The sequence below is a fragment of the Vitreoscilla filiformis genome, from assembly GCF_002222655.1.
GTDB classification, from domain to species: Bacteria; Pseudomonadota; Gammaproteobacteria; order Burkholderiales; family Burkholderiaceae_C; genus Ideonella; species Ideonella filiformis.
On the sequence record NZ_CP022423.1, the window covers coordinates 1673472 to 1699259 of the forward strand.

General features: G+C 60.0%; 21 protein-coding genes and 1 pseudogene. 19 read left to right on the plus strand and 3 right to left on the minus strand.

Annotated elements, in window-relative coordinates:
- From VITFI_RS07940 to VITFI_RS08005, 14 genes and pseudogenes are all read left to right on the plus strand, one after another.
- Complete coding sequence (locus VITFI_RS07940; protein ID WP_089416487.1) at positions 1–492, plus strand: DUF4863 family protein; 492 nt, start codon at positions 1–3, stop codon at positions 490–492.
- 5 nt (positions 493–497) lie between these two features.
- On the plus strand, positions 498–2078 hold the full coding sequence (locus tag VITFI_RS07945; protein WP_198301680.1) for a 3,4-dehydroadipyl-CoA semialdehyde dehydrogenase: 1581 nt from the start codon (positions 498–500) through the stop codon (positions 2076–2078).
- A gap of 34 nt (positions 2079–2112) precedes the next feature.
- Positions 2113–3708, plus strand: coding sequence for a benzoate-CoA ligase family protein (locus VITFI_RS07950; protein WP_089416488.1), 1596 nt, complete (start codon positions 2113–2115; stop codon positions 3706–3708).
- A gap of 139 nt (positions 3709–3847) precedes the next feature.
- Complete coding sequence (locus VITFI_RS07955; protein WP_089416489.1) at positions 3848–4654, plus strand: alpha/beta fold hydrolase; 807 nt, start codon at positions 3848–3850, stop codon at positions 4652–4654.
- 309 nt (positions 4655–4963) lie between these two features.
- Positions 4964–5896 (plus strand): annotated as a pseudogene (locus VITFI_RS07960) (ABC transporter substrate-binding protein); the annotation flags it as partial.
- A 22-nt stretch (positions 5897–5918) separates the two neighbouring features.
- Complete coding sequence (locus VITFI_RS07965; RefSeq protein ID WP_089416490.1) at positions 5919–6797, plus strand: branched-chain amino acid ABC transporter permease; 879 nt, start codon at positions 5919–5921, stop codon at positions 6795–6797.
- Positions 6798–6809: 12 nt separating this feature from the next.
- On the plus strand, positions 6810–7784 hold the full coding sequence (locus VITFI_RS07970) for a branched-chain amino acid ABC transporter permease (RefSeq protein ID WP_089416491.1): 975 nt from the start codon (positions 6810–6812) through the stop codon (positions 7782–7784).
- The gene (locus tag VITFI_RS07975; protein ID WP_089416492.1) at positions 7777–8544 is read left to right on the plus strand and encodes an ABC transporter ATP-binding protein; all 768 of its coding nucleotides are present in this window, start codon (positions 7777–7779) and stop codon (positions 8542–8544) included. Before VITFI_RS07970 ends, VITFI_RS07975 begins: the two co-directional genes overlap by 8 nt.
- A 14-nt stretch (positions 8545–8558) precedes the next feature.
- Entirely contained in the window at positions 8559–9275 is a 717-nt protein-coding gene (locus VITFI_RS07980; protein WP_089416493.1) for an ABC transporter ATP-binding protein, read from the plus strand.
- 107 nt (positions 9276–9382) lie between these two features.
- On the plus strand, positions 9383–10585 hold the full coding sequence (gene pcaF, locus VITFI_RS07985) for a 3-oxoadipyl-CoA thiolase (protein ID WP_089416494.1): 1203 nt from the start codon (positions 9383–9385) through the stop codon (positions 10583–10585).
- A 344-nt stretch (positions 10586–10929) separates the two neighbouring features.
- Positions 10930–13572, plus strand: a complete 2643-nt coding sequence (locus tag VITFI_RS07990) for an AAA family ATPase (protein ID WP_089416495.1) — start codon at positions 10930–10932, stop codon at positions 13570–13572.
- A 145-nt stretch (positions 13573–13717) separates the two neighbouring features.
- Positions 13718–13846 carry a hypothetical protein gene (locus VITFI_RS07995; protein WP_232476688.1) on the plus strand — a complete coding sequence of 43 codons (129 nt, stop codon included), beginning with the start codon at positions 13718–13720 and terminating at the stop codon, positions 13844–13846.
- 9 nt (positions 13847–13855) lie between these two features.
- Complete coding sequence (locus tag VITFI_RS08000; protein ID WP_089416496.1) at positions 13856–15145, plus strand: anion transporter; 1290 nt, start codon at positions 13856–13858, stop codon at positions 15143–15145.
- 113 nt (positions 15146–15258) lie between these two features.
- Complete coding sequence (locus VITFI_RS08005; protein WP_198301682.1) at positions 15259–16248, plus strand: double zinc ribbon domain-containing protein; 990 nt, start codon at positions 15259–15261, stop codon at positions 16246–16248.
- A gap of 15 nt (positions 16249–16263) precedes the next feature.
- On the opposite strand, the gene xth is transcribed toward VITFI_RS08005, so the two are convergent.
- From xth to VITFI_RS08020, 3 genes are read right to left on the minus strand one after another with little or no spacing between them, the layout of a single operon-like run.
- Positions 16264–17043: an exodeoxyribonuclease III gene (xth, locus tag VITFI_RS08010; RefSeq protein ID WP_089416498.1), complete on the minus strand. Its 780-nt coding sequence runs from the start codon at positions 17041–17043 to the stop codon at positions 16264–16266.
- A gap of 17 nt (positions 17044–17060) precedes the next feature.
- Positions 17061–17330, minus strand: coding sequence for a DUF167 domain-containing protein (locus VITFI_RS08015; protein ID WP_089416499.1), 270 nt, complete (start codon positions 17328–17330; stop codon positions 17061–17063).
- Positions 17331–17336: 6 nt separating this feature from the next.
- Positions 17337–18092: a 4'-phosphopantetheinyl transferase family protein gene (locus VITFI_RS08020; protein WP_089416500.1), complete on the minus strand. Its 756-nt coding sequence runs from the start codon at positions 18090–18092 to the stop codon at positions 17337–17339.
- A 441-nt stretch (positions 18093–18533) separates the two neighbouring features.
- Between VITFI_RS08020 and VITFI_RS18195 the strand changes: the two genes are divergently transcribed.
- The 5 genes from VITFI_RS18195 to VITFI_RS08035 all read left to right on the plus strand — a co-directional run bounded on the left by VITFI_RS18195 (position 18534) and on the right by VITFI_RS08035 (position 25778).
- Entirely contained in the window at positions 18534–19007 is a 474-nt protein-coding gene (locus VITFI_RS18195; RefSeq protein ID WP_198301683.1) for a hypothetical protein, read from the plus strand.
- A complete protein-coding gene (locus VITFI_RS08025) occupies positions 18926–21226 on the plus strand; it encodes a bifunctional acetate--CoA ligase family protein/GNAT family N-acetyltransferase (RefSeq protein ID WP_198301684.1) in 2301 nt (766 codons plus the stop codon). The genes VITFI_RS18195 and VITFI_RS08025 overlap by 82 nt, the downstream gene beginning before the upstream one ends.
- Before the next feature lie 72 nt (positions 21227–21298).
- Positions 21299–22183 carry a P-loop NTPase fold protein gene (locus tag VITFI_RS17885; protein WP_157725603.1) on the plus strand — a complete coding sequence of 295 codons (885 nt, stop codon included), beginning with the start codon at positions 21299–21301 and terminating at the stop codon, positions 22181–22183.
- Positions 22184–23404 (plus strand): P-loop NTPase fold protein, encoded by a 1221-nt coding sequence (locus VITFI_RS08030; protein ID WP_157725604.1) that lies wholly within the window; start codon positions 22184–22186, stop codon positions 23402–23404.
- Positions 23394–25778, plus strand: coding sequence for a hypothetical protein (locus VITFI_RS08035; RefSeq protein ID WP_157725605.1), 2385 nt, complete (start codon positions 23394–23396; stop codon positions 25776–25778). The genes VITFI_RS08030 and VITFI_RS08035 overlap by 11 nt, the downstream gene beginning before the upstream one ends.
- Positions 25779–25788 lie beyond the last annotated feature (10 nt).

The window sequence follows — 25788 nt, forward strand, 5'->3', positions numbered from 1 at the left end:
ATGTCTGCACCTTCCGCTGCGCTGGACGCTTTCCAGCAACTCGTCGCCCGACTCACCGCCACGCTGCATGGCCGTCCGCTGGATGCCACGCTGGCCGAAGCGCTCAACACCGAACATCCTGCCGGCAGCGCCACCTACGAAGCGCTGTTCGCCGCTTGCCGCCAAGGCGTGGCCGAAGGCTGGATGTGTGCGCAAGAACACGGCGGCATCCGCTACGGCCGCGTGCTGCCGGCGGACGGCGCCACACACGGTTTTTCCGTGGATGTGGTGGAAATGGCGGACGTTGCCGGCCCACACCACACCCACCCGAACGGCGAAATCGACTTGGTGATGCCCCTCGAAGGCGAGGCCCGCTTTGACGGCCAAGGCGCCGGTTGGAAGGTCTACGGCCCAGGCAGCGCCCATCGCCCGACGGTCAGCGGTGGGCGGGCGTTGGTGCTCTACCTGCTGCCGCAAGGCGCCATTGAATTCACCCGCAGCAAAAAGGCTTGATAACCATGATGAACGCTTCGAACACGCCGCTGCTGCCCAATTTCGTGGCCGGGCAATGGGTGAACGGGCAGGGCACCGGCGCCCTGCTGACCGACCCGGTGACGGGCGCTGCCCTGGTGCGCGTTTCCAGCGCCGGGTTGGATCTGCCAGCGGCCTTCGCCTTTGCCCGTGATGATGGCGGCGCCGCACTGCGCGCCCTGACCTATGGCGAGCGTGCCGCTCTGCTGAAAAAAGTGGGCGAGGTGCTCGCCGCCAACCGCGATGCTTATTACGACATCGCCACCGCCAACAGCGGCACGGTGAAAACCGATTCCGCCATCGACATCGATGGTGCGCTCTACACCCTGGGCCAATACGCCCGCTGGGGCGCAGCCTTGGGCGAAGCGCGGGTGTTGCTGGATGGCGAGCCGGTCGCGCTGGCCAAGGATGGCGCTTTCCAAAGTCAACACCTGCTGCGCCCCACACGTGGCGTGGCGCTGTTCATCAACGCCTTCAACTTTCCGGCTTGGGGTTTGTGGGAAAAGGCGGCGCCGGCGCTGCTGTCGGGTGTGCCCGTCATCATCAAACCGGCGACGGCCACGGCGTGGCTCACCCAGCGCATGGTGGCCGATGTGGTGAACGCTGGCGTGTTGCCGGCGGGCGCGCTGTCGGTGATTTGCGGCAGTTCGGCGGGGTTGCTGGATCAGCTCGGGCCGTTCGATGTGCTGAGTTTCACCGGCTCGGCGGAAACGGCGGCGGTCATCCGTTCTCACCCGAACGTGGTGCGCCATTCGGTGCGCGTCAACATCGAGGCGGACAGCCTGAACGCCGCCGCCCTGCTGCCCGGCGCGGATGACGACGCGCTGCAATGCTTCGCCCGCGAAGTGGCGCGTGAAATGACGGTGAAAAGCGGCCAAAAATGCACCGCCATCCGCCGCGCTTTTGTGCCGGCGGAACGCTTTGAGGCGGCGGCGCAGGCCATCGCCGCGCAGCTCGCCAAAGCCACGGTGGGCAACCCGCGCGGCGAGGGCGTGCGCATGGGCGCTTTGGTGAACCGCGAGCAGTTCGACAACGTCTTGGCCGGCCTGGAAACCCTGAGCGCCCACGCCGAGGTGTTGCTCGATGGCCGCGCCGCGCCTTGGGTGGATGCCGATCCGGCCATCGCCGCTTGTCTGGGCCCGACGCTGCTGGGCTGCCACACCCCCGAAGCCACCGACGCCAACGCCGTGGTGCATCAAGTGGAAGTGTTCGGCCCCGCCGCCACGCTGCTGGCCTACCGGGACGAGGCGCACCTGTTGGCGCTCGTGAGAAAGGGCGAAGGCTCGCTGGTGTGCTCGCTCTACAGCCACGATGCCGCCGCCTTGGCCGCCACCGCCGCCGAGTTGGCGGACGCGCATGGGCGCATCCACATCGTCACCCCGGCGGTGGCCAAGCTGCACAGCGGGCACGGCAACGTGATGCCGCAATCGCTGCACGGTGGCCCCGGTCGTGCGGGGGGCGGTGAGGAGCTGGGCGGCCTGCGGGCGCTGGGTTTCTATCACCGCCGCAGCGCCTTGCAAGCCGCCCCCGAGGTGCTGGCGGCGCTGGGTGCCACGGCCCGGATCTGATCGACACCACAACACAACTTTTGGAGACGCTCCCATGACCGACCTCAGCGCCGTGCCGCCACCGTCCGAGGGTTTCAACTTTGCAGGCCATGTGCTGGCGCTGAACGCGGGTCGCCCCGAGAAAGCGGCCTTCATCGACGAAACCGGCGCCACCACCTACGGCCAGCTCGCCGAGCGTGTGCGTCGCATGGCCGCTGGCCTCAAGGCTTTGGGCATCAAGCGCGAGGAGCGCGTGCTGCTGCTGATGTTGGACGGGCGTGATTGGCCCGTGGCCTTCCTCGGTGCGATGTATGCCGGCGTGGTGCCGGTGGCGGTGAACACCCTGCTCACCGCCGACGACTACGCCTACATGCTGGAGCACTCCCGCGCTCAGGCTGTGTTGGTGAGTGGCGCGTTGTTGCCCACCGTCACCGCCGCGATGGTGAAAAGCGATCACGAGGTGCATAAAGTCATCGTGTCGCGGCCCATGGCGCCGCTGCACCCGTCCGAAGTCGAGTTCGAGCACTTCCTCAGCCCGCAAGCGCCCATGCCGCAACCGGCGGCCACGGGGGCGGACGCGCCCGGCTTCTGGCTCTATTCGAGCGGCTCCACCGGTCGGCCCAAAGGCACGGTGCATTCCCACGGCAACCCGTATTGGACGGCGGAGCTGTACGGCAAAGGCGTGCTGGGTTTGACGGAAAACGACGTGTGTTTCTCCGCCGCCAAGCTGTTTTTCGCCTACGGCCTGGGCAATGCGCTGACGTTCCCGCTGAGTGTCGGCGCCACCGTGCTGCTGATGGGCGAACGCCCGACGCCCGATGCCACCTTCCGCCGCTGGCTCGGCCAAGTCGGCGGCGTCAAACCGACGGTGTTTTACGGTGCGCCCACTGGCTTTGCGGGCATGTTGGCGCATCCGAACCTGCCGCAGCGGGAGGCGGTGGCGCTGCGCTTGGTGTCTTCGGCGGGCGAGGCGCTACCGGCGGAGCTGGGCGAGCGTTTCAAAGCGCATTTCGGCGTGGACATCGTGGACGGCATCGGCTCTACAGAGATGCTGCACATCTTCTTGTCGAACCTGCCGGGCCGCGTGCGTTATGGCACCACGGGCTGGCCGGTGCCCGGCTACGAGGTGCAGTTGCGCGGCGAAGACGGCCAACCCGTGCCCGACGGCGAGCCGGGGGATCTCTACATTCACGGCCCCAGTGCCGCGATGATGTATTGGGGCAACCGCGAAAAAACCCGCGACACCTTCCAAGGCGGCTGGACGAAAAGCGGCGACAAATACATCCGCAACCCCGATGGCACTTACACCTACGGCGGGCGCTCGGATGACATGCTGAAGGTGAGCGGCATTTACGTCAGCCCCTTCGAGGTGGAGGCGACGTTGGTGCAGCATTCGGCGGTGCTGGAAGCGGCGGTGATCGGCATCAACGACGCAGACGGGCTCACCAAAACCAAGGCGTTTGTGGTGCTGAAGCCAGGTCAAGCCATTGACGAAGCGGCGCTCAAGGCCTTCGTCAAAGACCATTTGGCGCCCTACAAGTACCCGCGCCAGATCGAGTTTGTTGAAGACCTGCCCAAAACCGCCACCGGCAAGATTCAGCGTTTCAAGCTGCGTGAGCTGGAGCGTTGCCGGGCAGTGGGTGAAGTTTGAGCGGTGGCAAAACGCCCCTCTCCCCGGCCCTCTCCCACAAGGGGAGAGGGAGGATCAGCGCCTTCAAAGCCCCTCTCCCCTCGTGGGAGAGGGGTTGGGTAGAGGGGGCTGCGGGGCCGCACATCAAGGATGACGACGCATGTCTGAACTCATCAACGTAAACGCTGACGGGCGAGCGCTGACGCTGGAATTTGCCTGGGTTGGCCCCGAGCGTGCCAGCTTGCAAGGCGAGGCCGCCGAACCGTTGGTGTTTCTGCACGAGGGGCTGGGCTCGCTCGCCATGTGGCGAGATTTCCCCGAACAGCTTTGCACCGCGCTGAACCGCCCCGGCTTGGTGTACTCGCGCCCCGGCTATGGCCGCTCGACGCCGCGCCCGGCGGCGGAACGCTGGGGGCTGGATTTCATGCACCTCCAGGCCGAACACGTGCTGCCGGCGCTGTTGGCGGCGCTGGGTGTGACCGGGCGTTACCACCTGTTCGGCCACAGCGACGGCGGCTCCATCAGCCTGATTCACGCCGCCCGGTGCGGTGCGCGGGTGGCCAGTTGCACGGTGATGGCGCCGCACATCTTGGTGGAGGAATTCGGCCTGGTGAGCATCCGCGAAGCCCGCCGGGCTTACCTTGAAACCGATTTGCGCACCCGCTTGGCCAAGTACCACGACGATGTGGATTCCGCCTTCTGGGGCTGGAACGATATTTGGCTGGCGCCCGAGTTTCCGCAATGGAACATCGAAGCGCTGTTGCCGGCGCTGGCCTGCCCGGTGCTGGCGATCCAAGGCGTGAACGATCAATACGGCACGATGGCCCAGATCGACGGCATCGCCCAGCGCCATGCGGACACGCGGCTGCTCAAACTGCCCGCGTGCGGCCATTCCCCGCACCGCGACCAGCCCGCAGCGGTGATCGCGGCGGGCCAGCTCTTTTTTGCGTCCCTCACACCGGCTTGAGATCCCGCCGGTTTCAGCCCGCGCCAGCAAGAGCGCGGCTTTCACAACAACCTCTGGAGACTACGCGATGAACACCCCTCAGATGTCCCGCAAGGGCTTCCTGGCCTGCGTCTTGGCCGCTGCTTTGCCGTTGGCCGTCCAAGCCCAAACGCCCGCCAAACTCAAAGTGGGGCTGATGTTGCCGTACACCGGCACCTATGCGGCGTTGGGCAACGCCATTGAAAACGGCTTTCGCCTCTATGTCAGCGAGCAAGGCGGCAAACTCGGCGGGCGGGAAATCGAGTTCTTCAAGGTGGAGATGAGTCCGACCCCTCCAAGGCCACGGACAACGTGGGCAAGCTCATCAAACGCGATCAGGTCGATGTGCTCATCGGTTCGGTGCATTCCGGCGTGGCGATGGCCATGGCCAAAGCAGCCAAAGACAGCAACACCCTGCTGATCGTGCCCAATGCCGGCGCGGACGCCATCACCGGCCCGATGTGTGCGCAAAACATCTTCCGCAGCAGTTTCACCAACTGGCAGCCGGCCTACGCGATGGGCGAAGTGGCGGCCAAGAAGGGCCATAAAAACGCCATCACCATCACTTGGAAATACGCGGCGGGCACCGAGTCCGTGAAAGGGTTCAAGGAAGCGTTCGAGAAGAACGGCGGCAAGGTGGTCAAAGAGCTGGATTTGCCGTTCCCAGGCGTCGAGTTCCAAGCCCTGTTGACCGAAATCGCCGCTGCCAAACCGGATGCGGTGTACACCTTTTTTGCGGGCGGGGGCGCTGTGAAGTTCGTCAAGGACTACGCCGCCGCAGGCTTGAACAAAACCATTCCGCTTTACGGCGCCGGTTTCCTCACCGATGGCACCTTGGAAGCACAAGGCGCCGCCGCCCAAGGGCTGATGACGACGCTGCACTACGCCGACGGCTTGGACACGCCGCGTGACAAGTCCTTCCGCCTGGCCTACGCCAAGGCCCACAAACTCCAGCCGGACGTGTACGCCGTGCAAGGCTACGACGCAGCGCAAATCCTGGCCATTGGCCTGGCCGCCACCCAGGGCGATCCCAGCAAGAAAGCCGAATTCGCCGCCGCCGTAGAAAAAGCCAAGATCGACAGCCCACGTGGCCCCTTCACCATGAGCAAAGCGCACAACCCGGTGCAGGACATCTACTTGCGCAAGGTCGAAGGCAACGTGAACAAGTCGGCGGGGGTGGCGGTCAAGGCGCTGGCCGACCCGGCACGCGGTTGCAAGCTCTGAGCATCGGCACGAGGCCCGCACCGTGGACGTTGCCACCTTCCTCATCCAGTGCTTGAACGCGCTGCAATACGGCTTGCTGCTGTTTCTGGTCGCCTCGGGGTTGACGCTGATCTTCGGGATCATGGGCGTTATCAACCTGGCGCACGGCAGTTTTTACATGATCGGGGCCTACATGGCCTACGCCCTGGCGCCGTTGGCGCAGGCGTGGGGCGGGGGCTTTTTCACGGCGCTGCTGTTGGGCGTGGTGCTGTCCGTGGCCTTGGGCTACGTGCTGGAGTGGGCTTTTTTCAGCTTTTTGTACGAGCGTGAGCACTTGCAACAGGTGCTCATGACCTATGGGCTGATTTTGGTCTTTGAGGAGCTGCGCAGCCTGCTGCTGGGCGATGACGTCCACGGCGTGCAGCCGCCCGAGTGGCTCTCGGGCAGCATCGCGCTGGGGGATGTGATGAGTTATCCGGTGTATCGCCTGTTCGTCTCGGCGGTGTGCGTGGCCGTCGCCCTGGCGATGTGGGCGGTGATGACACGCACCCGGCTCGGCATGCGCATCCGCGCTGGCGCCAGCAACCGGGACATGGTGCGCGCCATGGGCGTGAACATCCGGCTGCTGTACCGCATCGTGTTTGCGGTCGGGGTGGCGCTGGCGGCGCTGGCCGGGATGATCGCCGCGCCCGTGTCCTCGGTGTACCCGGGCATGGGCGGATCGGTGCTCATCATTTGTTTTGTGGTGGTGGTGATCGGCGGCATCGGCTCGATCAAGGGGGCGCTGGTGGCGGCCTTGCTGGTCGGGCTGGTGGACACCTTCGGCAAGGTGCTCGTGCCCTCGGTGGCCGGGCTGTCGGTCTACCTGCTGATGGCGGTGATGTTGCTGTGGAAGCCCGAAGGGCTGTTCAAAGCCGGTTGAGGAGCCCCCACGATGCACACATTCATCTTGTCCCCCCGCGCTCTGCCGGTGCTGCTCGCGTTTGGCGTGCTGGCGCTGTTGCCGGCGGTGCTGCCGGGGTTTTATGTCGAGTTGGCGATGAAGATCATGATCCTCGCCATCTTCGCCCTGAGTTTGGAGCTGCTGGTCGGGCAGACGGGGTTGATCTGCTTCGGCCAAGCGGCGTTCTTTGGCATCGGCGCGTACACGGTGACGCTGCTGTCCCCCGAAGGCGAGGGCGCCGCGCTGGGGTGGGTGCTGCCGGCGTCGCTCACCGCTGCGGCGCTGTATGCCGTGGTGGTGGGCGCGTTGAGCCTGCGCACCAAAGGCGTGTACTTCATCATGATCACGCTGGCCTTCGCGCAGATGGCCTACTTTGTGTTCCATGACACCGCTTTGGGCGGCGGCAGCGATGGCATTTACCTCTACTTCCGCCCCGTGCTCAAGCTCGGTGCCTGGCAGCCCTTCGATTTGGACAAGCCGCAGCACCTCTACTACGCGGTGTGGGCCTGTTTGATCGGCACCCTGGTGCTGCTGGCGGTGCTGTTGGAAAGCCGCACCGGGCGGGCGTTCGCGGGCATCAAGGCCAACGAGCAGCGCATGCGGGCGGCGGGTTACTCCACCTATCCGTACAAGCTGGGGGCGTTTGTGCTGTCGGCGGTTCTGGCGGGCTTGGCGGGCTTTTTGTACGCGCTCAAAGACGGTTTTGTGAACCCCGAAATCCTGAGCTGGCACCACAGCGGAGCGGTGCTCATCATGATCATCTTGGGCGGCCTGGGCCATTTGCGCGGTGCCATGCTGGGGGCGTTGGCTTTCACGCTGTTGCAGGAGTTGTTCCAGTCGCAGGCGGTGTTCGGCAGTTTCGCCAAGCACTGGCAGTTGATGCTGGGCCTGACCATCATCGCCTTTGTCGCCCTGATGCCGCGTGGTTTGGTGGGCCTGTTGCAACGGGGAGGTCGCCATGGTTGAAGCACCCACGCAAGCGCAAACCTTGCTGCAAGCCCAAGGCGTAAGCCGCTTTTTCGGCGGGCTGAAGGCGGTGGAAGACGTGTCCCTTACGTTGAACCGGGGTGAGCTGCACGCCGTCATCGGCACCAACGGTGCGGGCAAATCGACGCTCATCAACCTGTTGTCGGGTGAGTTGACGCTGAGTGCGGGGGCCGTCACCCTGGCGGGTCAGGACGTGACGCACTGGCCCCAACCCCGCCGCGCCCGGGCCGGTCTGGGGCGCAGCTACCAGCGCAACACGGTGTTTTTGGAGTTTTCGGTGCGCGAAAACTGCCGCCTGGCCGCGCAAGCCCGTTGGCAGCGCGCTTGGGATTGGTGGACGCCGGCCCGTCAATGCGTCCGCAGCCTGGGTGCCGCTGATGAAGCGATGGCCCGTGCCGGCCTGAGCGAGCACGCCGAGCGCATCGCCGGGACGCTGTCGCACGGGCAAAAACGCCAGTTGGAGATCGCCATGTGTTTGGCCTCCGATCCGCAAGTGCTGTTGCTGGACGAACCTTTGGCCGGCATGGGCGCCGAGGAAACCGAACGCATGCTGGCGCTGCTGGGCGAGTTGAAAGCCGGCCACGCCATCTTGCTGGTGGAGCACGACATGGATGCGGTGTTTCGCGTCGCCGACCGCATCACGGTGATGGTCAACGGGCGGGTCATCGCTTCGGACGTGCCCGAGGCCATCCGCAACCATCCGCAAGTTCGCCTGGCCTACCTGGGCGACGGGCACTGAAGGCACCCCACAGCATGAGTGACGATTTCATCCTGCACGCCGAGGGCCTGCACACCTACTACGGCCAGAGCCATGTGTTGCACGGCGTGGGCCTGTCGATCCGCCGAGGCGAGGCCGTGGGCTTGCTGGGGCGCAACGGCATGGGCAAAACCACGCTGATCCGCAGTTTGATCGGCCAGTTGCACGCCACGTCGGGCGAGGTGACGGTGGCCGGGCAGCGCGTCACCGGATGGCCGACCGAGCGCATCGTTCGGCTGGGCATCGGTTACGTGCCGGAAGGGCGCGGCGTGTTCCCGAATTTGAGTGTGCGCGAAAACCTCGTCATGGCCGCCCGCCCCGGCGTGCGCGGCCAGCGCGACTGGACGTTCGAGCGCGTGCTCGACACCTTCCCCCGCCTGGCCGAGCGCCTGAACAACGGGGGCGGGCAGCTCTCGGGCGGCGAACAGCAGATGTTGGCCATTGGCCGGGCGCTGATGACGCATCCGGATTTGATGATCCTCGACGAGGCCACCGAAGGTTTGGCGCCGCTGGTGGTGGCGGAGATTTGGCGCGTCATCGGTCTGATTCGCCAAAGTGGCATCGCCTCGCTGGTGGTGGATCGCAATTACCGCCACGTGCTCGGCACCACGGATCGGTGTGTGGTGCTGGAGAAGGGGCGCGTCGTGCTGGAGGGGGATTCCGAAACCCTGGCTCGGGATGAGGACACGCTGCATCGGTATCTGGGGGTGTGATGTGCGGGGGGGGCAGCCCCCTCTCCCCAACCCCTCTCCCGCGAGGGGAGAGGGGCTTTTTCTGTGCATCGGCCCTGCTGTTTTTTCTTTGACTTTGTTTCTTCACCATGGCTCAAGCTTTTATTTGTGATGCACAACGTACGCCCTTTGGCCGCTACGGCGGTGCTCTGTCCGGCGTGCGGGCGGACGATTTGGGGGCGCTGCCGCTGCGGGCGCTCATGGCGCGCCATCCGACGCTGGATTGGGAGGCGCTCACCGATGTGATTTATGGCTGCGCCAACCAAGCCGGCGAGGACAACCGCAATGTGGCACGCATGTCCGCGCTGCTGGCGGGGCTGCCGCTGGGCGTGCCGGGCTCTACCGTGAACCGGCTGTGCGGTTCGGGCATGGATGCGGTGGGCACAGCGGCGCGGGCCATCAAAGCCGGTGAAGCGGGGTTGATGATCGCCGGCGGGGTGGAGAGCATGAGCCGCGCCCCGTTCGTCATGCCCAAGGCGACGAGTGCGTTCAGCCGCGACAACGCGGTTTATGACACGACGATTGGCTGGCGCTTCATCAACCCAGCGATGCGCAAGGCCTACGGCGTGGATTCGATGCCCGAAACGGCAGAGAACGTCGCCACCGACTTCCACATCAGCCGCGAAGACCAAGACCGCTTCGCCCTGGCCAGCCAGAAGAAAACCGTGGCGGCGCAAGCGGCAGGCTTCTTTGATGCGGAAATCTGCCCGGTGACGTTGCCGCAGAAAAAGGGCGAGCCGCTGATCGTCGCCAAAGACGAGCACCCGCGTGACACCAGCCTGGAAGCGCTGGCCAAACTCAAAGGCGTGGTGCGCCCCGACGGCACCGTGACGGCGGGCAACGCCAGCGGCGTGAACGATGGCGCTTGTGCGCTGCTGCTGGCCAGTGAAGCGGCTGCCGCCCGCCACGGCTTGACGCCGCGTGCCCGCGTGGTGGGCATGGCCACGGCGGGGGTGGCGCCGCGCATCATGGGGATCGGCCCGGCGCCGGCCACGCGCAAGGTGTTGGAACTCACTGGCCTCACGCTGGCGCAGATGGACGTGATCGAACTGAACGAAGCCTTCGCCGCCCAGGGTTTGGCCGTGCTGCGCGACTTGGGGTTGCAAGACGACGATCCGCGTGTGAACCCGAACGGCGGGGCGATTGCGCTGGGCCATCCGCTGGGCGCCAGCGGCGCCCGGTTGGTGATGACGGCGGTGAACCAACTGCACCGCACGGGTGGGCGCTATGGCTTGGCGACGATGTGCATCGGCGTAGGGCAGGGGATTGCGATGGTGGTTGAGCGGGTTTGATTCAGGGGTAGTTCAAAAATGTTTCTGAGCCGGCACGGTGGCCCGGCTCGCTGAAGCCCCCGGTTTGATCTGAACTGTCCTGCGTGTGCTAACTATTAGCGATTTGTTGCTGGTCTGGCGTGAAGGGCGGTGACTAATTCAGGCAGGTTGCGTTCCAATCCGGACGTTGGTCGGGTTAGTTGCGCAATGGCGGGAAACTAAGTCGAGCAGACGGGGAGCTCTGGAGGATGCCCAGGCTTCCGAAAAGCCTTGTACGCCACTTGCCTAGCAAATATTTATCTATAGAATAGGAGTGTCGTTGCTGACGACCAGCAACCTATCGAATAACCGCTTCGAGAGTGGCTATGAACAAATCAAGAGCCGAATTTAAACGTTTTGTCGCCAAGTTGGCCCCAGAACTATCTGAGCACGAGAAAAAATTGGCTGCTTTGATACTGGATAGTTTTGAAAAAATCTCAGCAGTCGGATCGGCCGGGGGGCGGCGTGGGAAAATATTGGCGAAAATAATCGGTGATAAAGGTGTGTCGCCCCCAGTGCTAGAAATAACGGTCGACGAAGCGAGGGCGAATGAGGGTGAGATTATCCGGCTTGCCAAAGTGGAGGTTGAGCATTTTCGTGGGTTTTGCGATAAGCACGTTTTTGAATTCAAAAATCCGTATACGTTCGTTTATGGACCTAACGGGACGGGAAAGTCGAGTCTCTGTGAGGCGCTCGAATATGGGTTGCTCGCTTCCATCCACGAAGCGGATTCGAAGCGGATACCCGTTTCTGATTACATCAGGAACGCCATATCGAGGAAGTCGGTGAATCCAATTCTGTACGGAGATACTGCGAAGAAGCAGGGAATCGAAGTGAAATCGGATCCCCGTAATTTCGAATTCTGCTTCATCGAAAAGAACCGGATTGATGGATTCGCACGGGTTGCGGCCAATACCCCATCCGCCCAGCAAGCGCGGCTAGCGGCGCTGTTCGGTTTGGAAGAATTCAACGCGTTCGCAACGCAGTTCAACGAGAGCCTCGAACCTTACCTAGACTGCGTCGGTAAAAAGGGGAAGGATCTTGCGAATCGGGCGAAGGGCATTGCTGGACACAAGGCGATCCTCGAGGGTCTCTCGGAGAAGGCCAAAGCCGCCGAAACGCGAGGCGCTTCGCTGCTTGCAAAATATATGGAGTGCAAGGATCTTGAGGAAATCAAGGCCACCTTAACTGGCCCCGAAGGCAGCGGCGGCAGGCGAAAGGCGAACAACACTGAAATCGGCCTCCTGCAGAACCTTAAAACCGCCACAGATCCCGGGACGGACAGCATCTTGGCCGACGCTGACAGACTGATCCGGCTCATCAAAGAGAAGGCGGAATTGGAAGAGCGCCTTAACCAGTACAAGAACCAGCTTTCTCTTCGGGATCTTTACACCGCGATCTTGGGAAATCGCGAAAATTTCGGGAATGAGTGTCCCGCGTGCGCCTCCGAACTCTACCGCGACGGTCGACTCGTTGTTCCGGTCGATCCGTACGGCAATGCGGAGGAAAATCTGAAGCACTTCGACGCTGCCCTGAGAGCCGAAGGGCGGATCAAGGAAATCCGGGAGACCCTTGCTCTTGGCTGGGGGGACTTATTTTCGAAAATCGCCAAGCTTCCGGCGTCTGCCACGGCTGTCGGGTTCGTCGGAGCGTCCGAGGTCAGTTCGTTCAGCGCTGAGGCTTTCGACGCCAAAGATACGGCGGGCATCGAAACCTTCCTCTGGGCTGTGCAGGCCAAGCGCGAGTTACTTCAGTCATTGAAAGATGCGACCACAATCCATAACGGAAAAGTCGAGCAATCCAAGGCTGTTATCAAAAAACTTGAGGACGATAACCTCGCGATCGACAAGGATCTTGAAGAAATCGTGGCTATCTCGACCATCGTCGCTGCGAACTCGAAGAGCGAGACAGAGGCAACGCAGGCGATCGACAAGTTCAACCGGGAGAATGAGGAACTCATTAGAGAGGCGGAAGCAGAGAAATCGGATGTCGAGAGAAACCTGAGCTACAGCCAAGCTTACGCCACGTTCCGTGGAAAGCTCCTGGCCTACAACGCCGGACTGCCCTTGGCCCTGGCCGCAGATCTCAACGAGAAGACACTCAAGTTCTACAACGAGATCAACAAGAACGACCACCCTTCCGACAGACTGAAGTCCCTGAGGTTGCCGACGGCTGTCGGGGAAAAAATAGAGATCGAGTTCGAGAACGGGAGCAAGTGTGACGCGCTCCTGGTTCTCAGCGAAGGGCACATTCGGTGCCTGGGACTCGCGATCCTGTTAGCGAAGATCACCAGAGACCGTCTCCCATTCCTAATATTCGATGATGTAGTGAACTCGATCGATGACGAGCACCGGGGCGCGATCATCGACCTTATCTTGAATCCGGAAGAGGTCGGTAATAGGCAACTCATCGTCACGACCCACGGTGAGGATTTTGTGAAACGTCTCGAGAATGCCGTGCCTATGAAAAGGTACGAGACAACGGTAACCCGAATAGACTTCCTCGTACCGCTTGCCGCCAAGAAAATCACGGTGAAGCTCGACTCGCCTCGTCACTATCTCATGGTGGCGAGGAGAAGCTACGAAGAAGGGTGTATGCGAGACTCCCTGAGTTATGTCCGCAAGGCTTTCGAAGAAGAACTCAACCGTCTCTGGAAGAGAATTGGAGAGAAGAAACTGTCGGCACAGATCAGTGTTGGTATGTGGAGGCCGGGAGAGCCTGATCTCATGAGTTTGGCAAATGGGCTTAAGAAGTTTCTTGGAGCGAAGGGCGTGGCAGTTTTCAAGGAAGTAGTGCCACACCTGGACGAGATGCTTAGCTACGGCGAGAAGCACAAAATCGAGTGGACTTACCTGAACAAAGGAACCCATGAAGAGAACAGAACGGAAGAGTTCGACGCTGCGGTCGTTCGGCGAATGCTCGAGACTGTCATCAAGCTCGACGAGGCGATCGAGGCTCCTCAGGCCTGATGGTGATTCTCTGGATTCCGGACACGCTCGCTGGGCGAGAGGTCTCGGGTCGGCTGCTGAACTGTTTCCAGAAGCTGGGCGTTTGCCGGTACAGCCTGCGATCTAAGCGTTTCTAGAGCGATTGAGCAAAGCGGAGGATGCGAGCGTGAGCCATCCTGCGCGTTTGGTGATGACGGCGGTGAACCAACTGCACCGCACGGGTGGGCGCTATGGGTTGGCGACGATGTGCATCGGCGTGGGGCAGGGGATTGCGATGGTGGTTGAGCGGGTATAACCCCGCCGCATGTCTTCCACTGTTGCCACTGTGGCGGTGGCGTCTCCCTTGAGTTGGGCTCAAGAGGGGGTCGTGATCGCCGTGTTCACCCTTGTTTACCTGGGCATGTTCCTGGGCGGCTTGCCTAAGCTGAAACTCGATCGGGCCGGAGTTGCGCTGCTGGGGGCCATTGCCGTCATCGGCAGTGGTGTCATGGATGTGGACACCGCCGCTCGCGCCATCGACCTGCCCACCATCTTGCTGCTGTTTTCCTTTATGGTCATGTCGGCGCAGATGCGGCTGGGCGGGTTTTACAGCGCCTGTGTGCGCTGGGTGGGTGCAAAACCGCTGTCCCCATCGGCCTTCATGGCCGCGCTGATTGGGGTGGCTGCGCCGCTGTCGGCAGTGTTCTCCAACGATGTGATCTGTTTGGCGATGACACCCGTGGTCGCTCGCATTTGCCTGGCGCGTGGCCTGCACCCGGTGCCTTATTTGGTCGGCTTGGCGTGTGCCGCCAACATCGGCTCGGCTGCCACCTTGATGGGCAACCCTCAGAACATGCTGATCGGTTCGGTGTTGCAGATACCCTTCACCCGCCATGCCCAGGTGGCTGTCGGGCCGGTGTTGCTGAGTTTGGGGGTGTTGTGGCTGTGGCTCGCCCATGGGCCGCAGCGGCATGAACTGCGGGCGGCCTTCACCCCAGCAGCCCCATTGACAGACGAACCAGGCTGGCGCCACGACCCACCGTTTGACCGTCTGCAAACGCTCAAAGGCGGGCTGGTGGCAGGCAGCGTGCTGGCGTGCTTTTTGTGGACGTCGTGGCCGCACGATGTGGTGGCATTGGTGGCGGCAGGTGTGCTGCTGTTGAGTCGGCGTTTTCACAGCTCCCACGTCATGGGCTTCGTGGATTGGGAGCTGCTGGTGATGTTCATGGGGCTGTTTGTGGTCAACCATGCGTTTGAGCGCACCGGGTTGGCAGCGCAGGCCGTGGCCGCACTGGCAGCGCATGGCGTGCGGTTGAGCGACACAGGGCCGTTGTTTGTGGCTGCGCTTGGTTTGTCCAACATCGTGGGCAATGTGCCGGCGGTGATGTTGCTGCTGCCACACATCCAAGGGCCAGGTGGCACCGAAGCTGGCCTGCTGCTGGCCTTGGTGAGCACCTATGCGGGTAACCTGTTGCTGGTGGGATCGGTGGCGAACCTGATCGTGGCTGATTTGGCAGCGGAGCAGGGCATACGCATCGATTGGAAAACCCACGCCCGTTTCGCTGCACCCGTGGCAGGGTTGACGTTGGGGATTGTGGCGGTGGGTTTTTTGTGAAGTTTGTGAGGGCGTGAGCAACGCCGCGCACATGCCAAAGGAGGTGTGACATGGCCCATCATCTGAGATTGTCTGAAAAATGGTTCAATCGCGGTTTGTGGTTGATTGCAGTGTTGTTCGCTTATTTTCTGATCGGTCTCGGTGGGGCGGTGGTGGGGGATTTGCCGCGCATTGAAAGCCGATTGTCCTCCGAAGATTTTGTAGACCGTGCCGCCAAAGACCGGTTAACCCAGCAAATTAAAACACTGGAGCAAGAGGAAACTGCCGTCAACGAGCGGTTAGAGCAAATCAAATTGTTGCTGCAAACCGCCCGGGCGGATCATCAATCGGCCCGGCAGGCGTTCGATGCGTGGGTCACCACGCGCCAAGCCACGCAGCGGGCGGATCAAGACCGTGAGGTGATCGAACGCACAACGCAATTGGAACAATTGCGTAAAAAAGAGCGGGATCAGTTGGCCGCCATGGAGGCCATCGAGAAAAAGTTGCTCGATGTGGCCCAATCGAAAGCCCAAGCCAACCGGGCGTTGGCCGACGTGGAGGAGGCCGCTGCCGCTCAGTTTGAGTCCGGGCAAAAAGCCATCGAACTGCGGGTGTTCATTTATCGGCTGGCGTTTGTGTTGCCGCTGCTGGGGGTGTCCATTTATTTGTTTGTCAAACATCGGCGCCAAACGTATTGGCCTTTTGTTTGGGGTTTTATTTTCTTCAGCGGGTTTGCGTTTTTTGTCGAGTTGGTGCCGTACCTGCCGAGTTATGGGGGGTATGTGCGGTATACCGTCGGGGTGGTGGTCACGCTGGTGGCGGGGCGTTATGCCATTGCAGCGCTGCAACGGTACATCGAACAGCAGCGCGCCCTCGAACACCAGCCGGACGCCCAACGCAAACACGACATGGACTACGATTTGGCGCTGACCCGAATCGGCAAAGGCATTTGCCCGAGCTGCGAACGCCCCATCACAGCAGCGACGGACAATTTCTGCCAACACTGCGGCATCGAGGTATTCGATGCCTGTCCTGCCTGCGGCACGCGCAAAATCGCGTTCTCCAAATTCTGTTTCCACTGCGGGCAGAAGGCAGACAAAGCGCCCACCGAACCCGCGAGCTGAACCCCGGGGGGGGCCTCAATCCGAGAGCGCCAGCACCACGGGCGCGTGGTCGCTTGGGCGCTCGTTTTTGCGCGGCGCTTTGTCGATGTGACAAGCACTGACCTGAGCGCGCAGCGCGTCACTCACCAAAATGTGATCGATGCGCAAGCCTTGGTTTTTTCTGAACGCCAAGTTGCGGTAATCCCACCAGCTCCAGCTTTTGGGTGCCTGCTCAAACAAACGAAACGCATCGTGCAGACCCAGGGCCAGCAGGCCGGCGAAGTGGGTGCGTTCCTCGGGCGTGCAGTGGATTTGCCCGGCCCACGCCACGGGGTCATGCACATCCCGATCGTCGGGGGTGATGTTGAAGTCCCCCATCAGCACCAGGCGCGGGTGGGCGGCGAGTTCGGCTTGCACCCAGGTGCGCAGGGCATTCAGCCACGCCATTTTGTAGGTGAATTTGTCACTGTCCGGCGCTTGGCCGTTGGGGAAATACGCGCCGATCACCCGCACGCGGGTGTCGCCCTCGCCCAGCGTGGCCGCGATCACGCGGGCCTGCTCATCCGCGAAACCGGGGATGTTGCGCACCACATCCGTCAGCGGGTGGCGGGAGAGCAAGGCCACGCCGTTGTACGTCTTTTGCCCGAACCACGTGGCGTGCCAACCAGCGGTTTGCAGCTCGGCGGCGGGGAATTTGTCGTCGGTGAGTTTGGTTTCTTGCAGGGCGAGCACGTCGAGCGGGTTGTCGGCCAGCCAGGCCAGCACTTGGGGCAAGCGCACGCTCAGAGAGTTGACGTTCCAGGTGGCGAGTTTCATGGGCGATAAGAGGGCGTTCAGGGCGTGGGCAAATCGAGCGCGGCGAGCAATTCGGCATCGGTGACGCCGTTCACGTCCACGCGCTTGATGCGGCTGGCCGCGCCCATTTCGATGGTGATGGCCGATTTGGCCACCCCGCAGCGTGCGGCCAAAAAAGCAATCAGCGCTTTGTTGGCCTCGCCATCGACGGGGGGCGCTTTGAGTTGGATTTTGGGTTTGCCATCGTGCAGACCGGCCAGTTGGGTCTGTTTGGCGCCGGGTTGGCAGTAGAGCGTGATGCGGGCCACAGTGGGTTAGAGGGTCGAGGGGGCGGGGTGGCGGATGAGCTGCCAAGCCAGCCGTTCATCCGGGGTGTGACGTTCGCAGGCCAAGGCCCATTGGTGGGCGTCGCCTTCAGGCTGGGTGTGCAGCCAGAGGGATTCGAGCCGAGTTTGGAGGGCGGGGGCCTGCGGGGTCAGCACGCGAGTGTGCCAGGGGCTGGGGTGGCCGGGGGGTGCGGGGGCCAGGTCGAGTGCGGGCAGTTCGATGCCTCCCAAGCCGAGGCCCAGGGCTTTGAGCGTGGCTTCTTTGAGCGTCCAGCGGGTGAGGAAAAAGCGCTGGCGGGTGAGGAGCGAAGAGGACGGCGCGTTGTCGGCGTGGCAAGCTTCGGCGGGGCTGAGCACCAGCGGGGCGAGGGCGTCCACATCGTGCAGCGAGGCCCGGGTTTCGACATCGACGCCCACGTCCCGCCCCCAAGCGACGGCCACGGCCACCAGACCTGCGCAGTGCGACAGGTTGAAGCGCAACCCCTGAGCGTCCGGGTGGTGTTGGGGGCACAGCGCGGGTTGACCGTGCGGCCCGCTGGTGAAGCGCCACGCGGGCGCGGGCACGGGATGGTGCTGGCTGAGGATCCGCCTCAGCAGGGCGTGGGCGTGGACGTACAGGGCTTGATCTTGCGGGCGACGCAGGCGGATGGCGCGGGCGTGTTCGGTGGCATCCAGCATGGCCCAATCGCTGGTGCTGGGGCGGGTGTCGGGGGGGATGGGTTGGAGGTGGAAGTGGGCGGTCATGCGGGCTGTTTTACCCCACCCAGTTTTCCGTGCGCAGCCCGTCACGTGTCAAACCCAGAACGCAGCAACGCAAATCAACACCTGGTCGACAAAGCCCCTCTCCCCTTGTGGGAGAGGGGTTGGGGAGAGGGGGCGCTCCCCCGTACGCCACCGTTTCCTACTGGCACCCGCTGGCTGGGGTTGGGGTTCAAAAAAGGGGGGGGAGTTTTGCGGCGGTTGCCCCCTCTCCCCCAGCCCCTCTCCCGCAAGGGGAGAGGGGGGCCATGGCCACCACATCACTGCACCCCAGCCACAAACCTGACCCGTATCAAGTCTTTCTGCCATGATGCACTGCAACATGAATCCCTTCGCCCAGGATCAAGGGTTATCCCCGATGTTTGCCTAAGCTGGGCGTTTTCTTTTCTCGACTGAAACGGCCCTGGCATCCCAGGTGATACCCCCGTGGATCAACACTTCCTCACCCCCCTGTTCTCGCCCAAGTCCATCGTCGTGTTCGCAGGCGATCCGGAACAACCTTCGCCGCAGCAACCGATGGCCGCTGCGCTCATCGCTTCGCTCAAAGCCTCCGGTTTTGCTGGCGCCATCACTTGGATGAGCATCGACCAGCAAGGCACGCTGTCCGAACTGGCCCAATCCCGCGCAGATTTGGCCATCATCGCCCTGCCGCATGACCAACTCGAACCCGCGCTGGAAATCGCCGGGCGCATCCGCTGCCGGGCGGCGTCGGTCATCTCGGCGGGTTTGCCGCAAGCGCGCTGCGCCACGCTGCACGCCATCGCCAAACACCACGGCATGCAACTCTCGGCCCCAACAGCTTGGGCTTCCAGCGCCCGATGCTCAAGCTCAACGCCAGCGTGGCCGGCGAATTGGCTGCCAAGGGGTCGCTGGGGTTGGTGTCGCAGTCGGGTTCGCTGACCGCGTCCATCCTCGACTGGGCCAAACAAAACGGCGTGGGCTTTTCCAACGTTGTCTCGCTGGGCGCCAACACCTCGGTGGATTTGGCCCAGGTGCTCGATTTCCTCGCCAACGATGCCCACACCCAAAGCATCTTGGTGTACATGGAAGGCATCACCCACGCTCGGCGTTTCATGAGCAGCCTGCGCGCTGCTGCCGCCGTCAAACCCGTGGTGGTGATGAAGGCCGGTCGGATGCCGGCGGGCAGCGATGCGGCGCTGACCCACTCCGCTGCCATCGTCGGTGCCGACGATGTGTTTGAAGCCGCCCTGCGTCGCGCTGGCGTGGTGCGCGTGCGCACCTTCACGCAACTGTTCTCGGCGGCGCGCTGCTTGGCTTCGCGCTACCGCCCGGTGGGCAAGCGTTTGGCCATCATCACCAACGGCGGCGGCCCCGGCGTGCTCGCCGCTGACTGGACGAACGACATCGGCCTGGAAGTCGCCCGCTTGGGGGAAACCCAACGCGCGTCCCTGGCACTCAAACTGTCGCCCGCCGCCTCGATTGGCCGCCTCATTGATTTGAGCGAAGAAGCCAGCGCCGATCATTACCGCGACGCCGTGCTGGCCTGCGCCAGCGATTCGGGCGTCGATGGCGTGCTGGTGATCTACTCGCCCAAGCCCACCTGCTACCCGAATGCCGACCCGGAAAGCATCGCCAAAGCGGTGATCGAAGGCAGCGCCAAACTCAGCAAACCGCTGGTGGCCTGCTGGATGGGCGACGACACCGTGCGCGACGCCCGCGCCCTGCTCAACGCCAAGCCCATCCCCAGCTTCCGCACGCCCGAATCGGCGGTGGATGCGTTCGGCAACATCGCCAGCTTCTACCAAAACCAGCAGTTGTTGCAGCAAACGCCGCCGCCGCTGTCCACCCTGGCCACGCCGGACGCCGAAGGCGCACGCTTGCTCATCGAAGGCGTGTTGGCCGAGCGCCGCCGCGTGCTCACCGAAATGGAATCCAAGGCCCTGCTGGCCGCCTTCCACATCCCGGTGACGCGCACCATGCTGGCCCGCAGCGCCACCGAGGCCATGCTCATTGCCAGCCAGTTGGGCTACCCGGTGGCATTGAAAATCGATTCGCCGGACATCAGCCATAAAACCGATGTGCAGGGCGTGGTGCTCAACGTCATGAGCGCCGCCCAGGTGCGCGACACCTTCAACAGCATGTTGACCCGCGTGAAACGCGCCAAACCCGAAGCGCGCATCAACGGCGTGACCATCCAGCCGATGAGCGGCAAGCCGCGTGGGCGCGAGATCTACATCGGCCTGACCAATGACGAGCCGTTCGGCCCCGTCATCACCTTTGGCGCGGGCGGCACCATGATCGAACTCATCGCCGACCAAGCAATGGAACTGCCGCCGTTGAACCAGTTCTTGGCGCATCGCCTGATCGAGCGGGCCCGCGTGGCCGAAACGCTGGGCCACTGGCGCGGCTCGCCGCCGGTGAAGATGGAAGCGTTGGAACAGGTGCTGCTGCGCGTGTCGGAAATGGTGTGTACCCTGCCGCAACTGCGCGAAATGGACATCAACCCCATCATCGTGGACGACGATGGGGCGGTGGCGGTGGATGCACGCATCGTCATCGAGCACGCGCCGCAAAACACCCAGGCTTACAGCCACTTGGCGATCCTGCCCTACCCGGCGGGCTTGGAGCGCGAATGGCCGATGAAGGGGGGCGACCTGTACCGCATCCGCCCGATCCACCCGGACGATGCCGACATGCTGCAAGCCCTGGTGAAGAGCCTGAGCCCGCAGAGCCGCTACTTCCGTTTCGTCAGCTCGATGACCGAGCTGCCGGCCAAGATGCTGGCGCGCTACACCCTGATCGACTATGACCGCGAAATGGCCCTGGTGGCCATCCACACCGACCGCGTCGAGCAGGACGACGGCAGTTACCAAGAGGTGCAGCGCATCGTTGGGGTGTCGCGGTACATCACCAACCCGGACCAGACGACGTGTGAGTTTTCCCTCGTTGTGGCCGATGACTTCGGCGGGCAAGGCCTGGGTTCACGCCTGATGCATGCCATCATGGACGTGGCGCGCGCCAAGGGCCTGGAGGACATCGAGGGCTTGGTGCTGTCCAACAACGACACCATGTTGCGCCTGATGCGCAGCCTGGGGTTCAAGGTCAAGCCTTTCCCGGAAGATCCTGATTTTAAGTTGTGCGTTAAGGCACTTCAGTAATAGACTGGCGGTGTCCTTCAAGGGGTTTCCTGCCGTGTTAGGTAAGAAGCTCCTTGATCGCAACATTCGAAATTGACTTTCGGTCTTCTTGAACAGATGCAGAGAGGTTTTGTGATGTTTTGCTTTGATCGGCTTCCTATCCCTTTTATTATATTATTCGCGTATATCGCGTTTTTTGTTTTTCAGCTTGCGGCCGGTGTGTCTGCTGTTTTGGCAGTTAACTCTGTGACGTTGGGGTCAGTTGCAGGTTTGGTGATAGGCGATGGTTTTGTTACTGAGGTTGCTGAGAAAGAGAGCAAGAAAGAAAAATCCGCTTGTGGATCGGGTGATGCGGCATCTCAAAACTCTGAAAGTCAATCAGAATCAATGGCTGGTAAAAAAGAATATGCCATGATCGATAACAGAGTGGTTTTTTACTGTGCGAGCAATGCGGCAAAGACAAAAGATGCGGCTGCTGAAGCAGATAAAAAGCCGGATGAAAAAGGAGAATTTAGTCTAGCCAGTTCGCTCCCGTGGTTTGTGCTTGCGCTGATGTTTCAATATTTCGCGAGGCGGTACTGGTGGATGTTGCGAGTTAGTTGGCAGGTTGAGAAAACAGGCAGTTCTTCAGATTTGTACAAATTGGATGATAGATATACGTTGCTGCCAAGTCAGAAAAAGTTGGTTGATACCATTGTTAGTGATATTTGCAGATCTTCCAATGCGGGGCGAATGATTGCAATTCGCGGTGGATGGGGGTCTGGTAAGAGTACCGTGTTACGTGGATTGATTCGCCAATTCCTATCGCTCAAGAGTGAGCCGAGCGAGAGAAATTTTACCATGAATCCTATATATATCAGTGCTTGGCAAGAAGAGGCTGAGGATGATATTGAGTTTAGGCTTATTGCAAACATAGTGAAAGATCCCGTTGTTTTTTGGGCGGTTGCCCCTTGTCTGACCAATAAGCTCCTCCACTAGTTGGCAACTGTTGGTTATGCAACAAAAACTAGGGCATTCTTTTTAGCGTCGTTTATTGATGGTTTGATTGTTAAAATGAAGCCGCATGAAAGCACGGAAGTGTCGGTGACATTCAAAAATCAGTCCCCGTTAAAATTGGATTATCAAGAAGATTTGCGGCGTGTTTTGAAGGCGCTGCGCGTACGCGAGACTCGATTGGTTGTCATTGTGGATGAGATAGAGCGTGGGGCTGCCAAGTGTGTGCAGCAAACCTTGGCGCTGCTGCGTAGAAGTTTTGAGATTCCTGGGATTACGGTTGTTCTCCCTTATGTCAAGGATGTGGTCGATGAAATGGCTTTCCAGCCCGTAAGAGTTGGGGTTGCTGACATGGTTAACGTGACCTATGCGACATTGGCTGCATCGCCAAAACTACGAGAAATTGTCAGTGTCTTTCCAGAAAAAAACAAAGATAAGGAGGCAGATGGCGCACAAGTAAAAAGTGATCGTGATGATGTCGCCGGATCTGTGCAAGAGTCAAGTGGCGTGGTTTCCGATAAAATCCAGAGTGGAAAAAGTTCGGATTTAGAGGTGAATACTTGGGATGCTGACGATTTTTGGAAAAGATTATTGAAGGGGTTTTATAGTGAAGAATTTGAGCAATCGGAGCGATTGCAGTTAATCAATAGAATGCGCAATAAATACCTGTCTGCTGAGCATAATATACCGACCAATCAGTGGAGTGATTTGTATTTTTTGGTTGTGGAGCATCCATTATTTGCCGACTTGGAGAAAAGTGAATTAATCGCAGCCATTGTCTGTGGAGAAAGGGGAGGGGATTACTATGCGGATACAGTGACTCTGCTTAAAAAACTAGCGGTATTGCAAGGTGAGGATCGGCGGGCAGAGGTTCAGCGCATTGCTGATTATCAAAGTTTCGTAGCCGGTACTCTGGACGATGCCGTTTTTAAAATGTCCCCTGGTGCGTTAAGTTTGCGTACATTTATGGGGCATGTTAATAAAATTCTTGGTTCGTATCTGGCTAAGTCGGGTGAGGCTCCGCGATTTTTGCTGGGCTTAGACTTAAAAGGGTTGGTTGAGCAACAGGAGCAACAGGAGCAGCAGGCGCGACAGACATATTCTGGAATGACTTTCCCAGAGAAAATTTTGAGTGCGTTTTTGTTTTTCCTCGTTGCCGTTGCTTTAACCATGACTCGTGCTGAAGAAGGAGATAATGATGAGTGATGCAGGGTATAGCCAAGATGCAAAAAATGAAAACCCCCGCGGTGCGATAAATCAAAGTGATATATCCGAAGCTTTTGCTGAAAAGAATAAGTTTGGAGGGGCTAAATCAACTGACAAAGGGGACAACATCCGGGAGACATCGGATGGGTCAGGGAAGATGGTGTCGTCGCACCTTACCTATGGTGAGGTGTTGGTTGCCCAGGCGTTGTGCCAATCCGCTAGGTTTTTTGTTGACGATGTGGAGGGTACACCACTTGCAAAAGCTGTTGCGGTATTGATTGATCGGGCATACCCCAAAAAAGAACTAGCGAGGCTTATAGATGCAAGAAGGGATAATTCAGGTATTACATATAAGGGCTACAAGGATTGGTTGGATAGCCTGTTGGCTGAGCTGGTGAAAGAGCCGCTAGATTTAACTGTTAATTGGCATGATGCTGCATGTGTGAGGTATGCGAAAGGAGTTTTTAAAGGCAGTGATGACTCCATAAAAGATTTTTCTCGTGAAATGCAACTAAAATTTCGGGGGGAGCAAACTGTCGAGATATGGCGCAAGTCGTTCATTGAGTATATTGGGGTTTTGTGTTATGTTGAGTCCATCCCAATTTCAATTGATGTAGAGAGCGCTACGGATGCTTTTGTTAGGGCGTTGCAAAACATAAGGGTAAAAGATGGGTTGGTGAAATCAAAATATGTTGATTTGATGTATTTTGTGTTTGCCAAGATATGGATTGATAGCAGGGCTTGGAGTGAAAATAAATACGATTCAATTTCTGCGGTAGCACAAGTTTTTCAGCAAGGGAGAGGGGAAGATCGCAAGAAAGTTGTTGCATTGTATGCAATGGCGCTGCGAGGTCTATTTTCCGTGAGCGGTGGAAACAAGCCGTTGAGCTCGCCGGAATGGGTCTGGGAAAAAGCGAGAATTTGCTGTAATAACGCAAGCAATGAGCTGAGTTCAATATTTCAGTTTGATGGGGGTATTCCAGGGGATCCTTCTGATGGGCAAATTAGGCAGGCTAAAATCATCAATCGATTGCAAACCATCAGTGTGGTCGGAAATATGGTGGAGGCCAAATCCGAGGAGGGGGATACCAAGGGGCTGGATCAGATATGGCAGCGTTTTGATATTGATCCCATGCGCTGGGAAGGTGTGGAAAATTTGGGTGAGGCCCCCCAAAGTCAGGTCATGTCAACCATGAGTACGTGCATTCAGTCGATGTTGAATGTCGTCTCTGGGTGGGTTATTCTGGATGCTGGACTTTTCGAAAAAGCAGCCATAGCGTTAAACCCCGAGCAAAAATCATCAAGCCAAACATCGGCGGTGAGGTTGGGAGAGGGCGGGGTGCTTATTATTTCAACCTTGGGGGCTTGTCTGCGCGCTCGGTCAAGCTTGGCTAAGCAGGAGGATTTTGATGAGCCTGTGAGTGCATTGTTTAACTCCGGCTTGGCAATGGCAAGACTAAGACGCCAATCAGACAAAAACAACTTGCTTTTGCAGGCATGTGAACTGGCATGCTACGCATTGGGGTTGAGATTTGCTGTTGAGAACAGTCAGCTAAATGTCGCCATTGATTTGTATCGGTATCACGGAACTGCGTGCTTGGTTAATTTGTTGGGGACTTGGGAGCGAATTTCTTCCCTGCCTAATCACAAGGGAACGGAGGCTCTGAAAAGCTTGTTGACGGCGGTTGAATCACTCGAAGCAAATGACCCGATGGCCAGCCGAATTCCAGATTTGCGGCGGGTTTTTAGTGCCACGCGTGATTTTAGAAAAGCAAAAGCGCCGGCTTCCAATGCAGAGGGAAGTGATAAGTCTGATGTCCGGGCTGCTCTCATGAAGGCAGCAGGTGACTGTGTGCAGTACAGCATCTCTGTTTTAAAAGAGAAAGGTCATGTCGGAGACAATGCGGATCTCAACAAAGATCACCTTGTCACAGGTAATTTTGTGGATCTGGCCACGGTATTCTTGTCTGCTGCAACTCAGGTTGTTTTAGGGGCAACCACGCCCAACACAGAACGCTTGGTGAAGGCTGTCGATGCAGCACTTCAGCGCTTGCATGAGATCTACGAAGGCGCCCGCGATGGTTATCTGACACAGTTGGTGTTTGCAGACACACCAGCCAGCGGTGAGGCGGCAGGAGAAGGCTTGCCCAAGCAAACTTTCTTGCACCGCTCTTTGGTGAACGACGTGTCTGAAGATGCTTCACAGTGGAGAGAACTCTTTGACGGATTCGCAACACCAGAAGTTGAGGGAAAATGGGGACACTATTTGGAGGAAGGGAAAAAGTCTTACACAGACTTTTTCAGTGCTCCGGGTGCGTTAGGATGGATGCGGGACGCCGAGTTTAAAGATCAGGGGTCTGACCGCACAGATTGAAAAGAAAGCG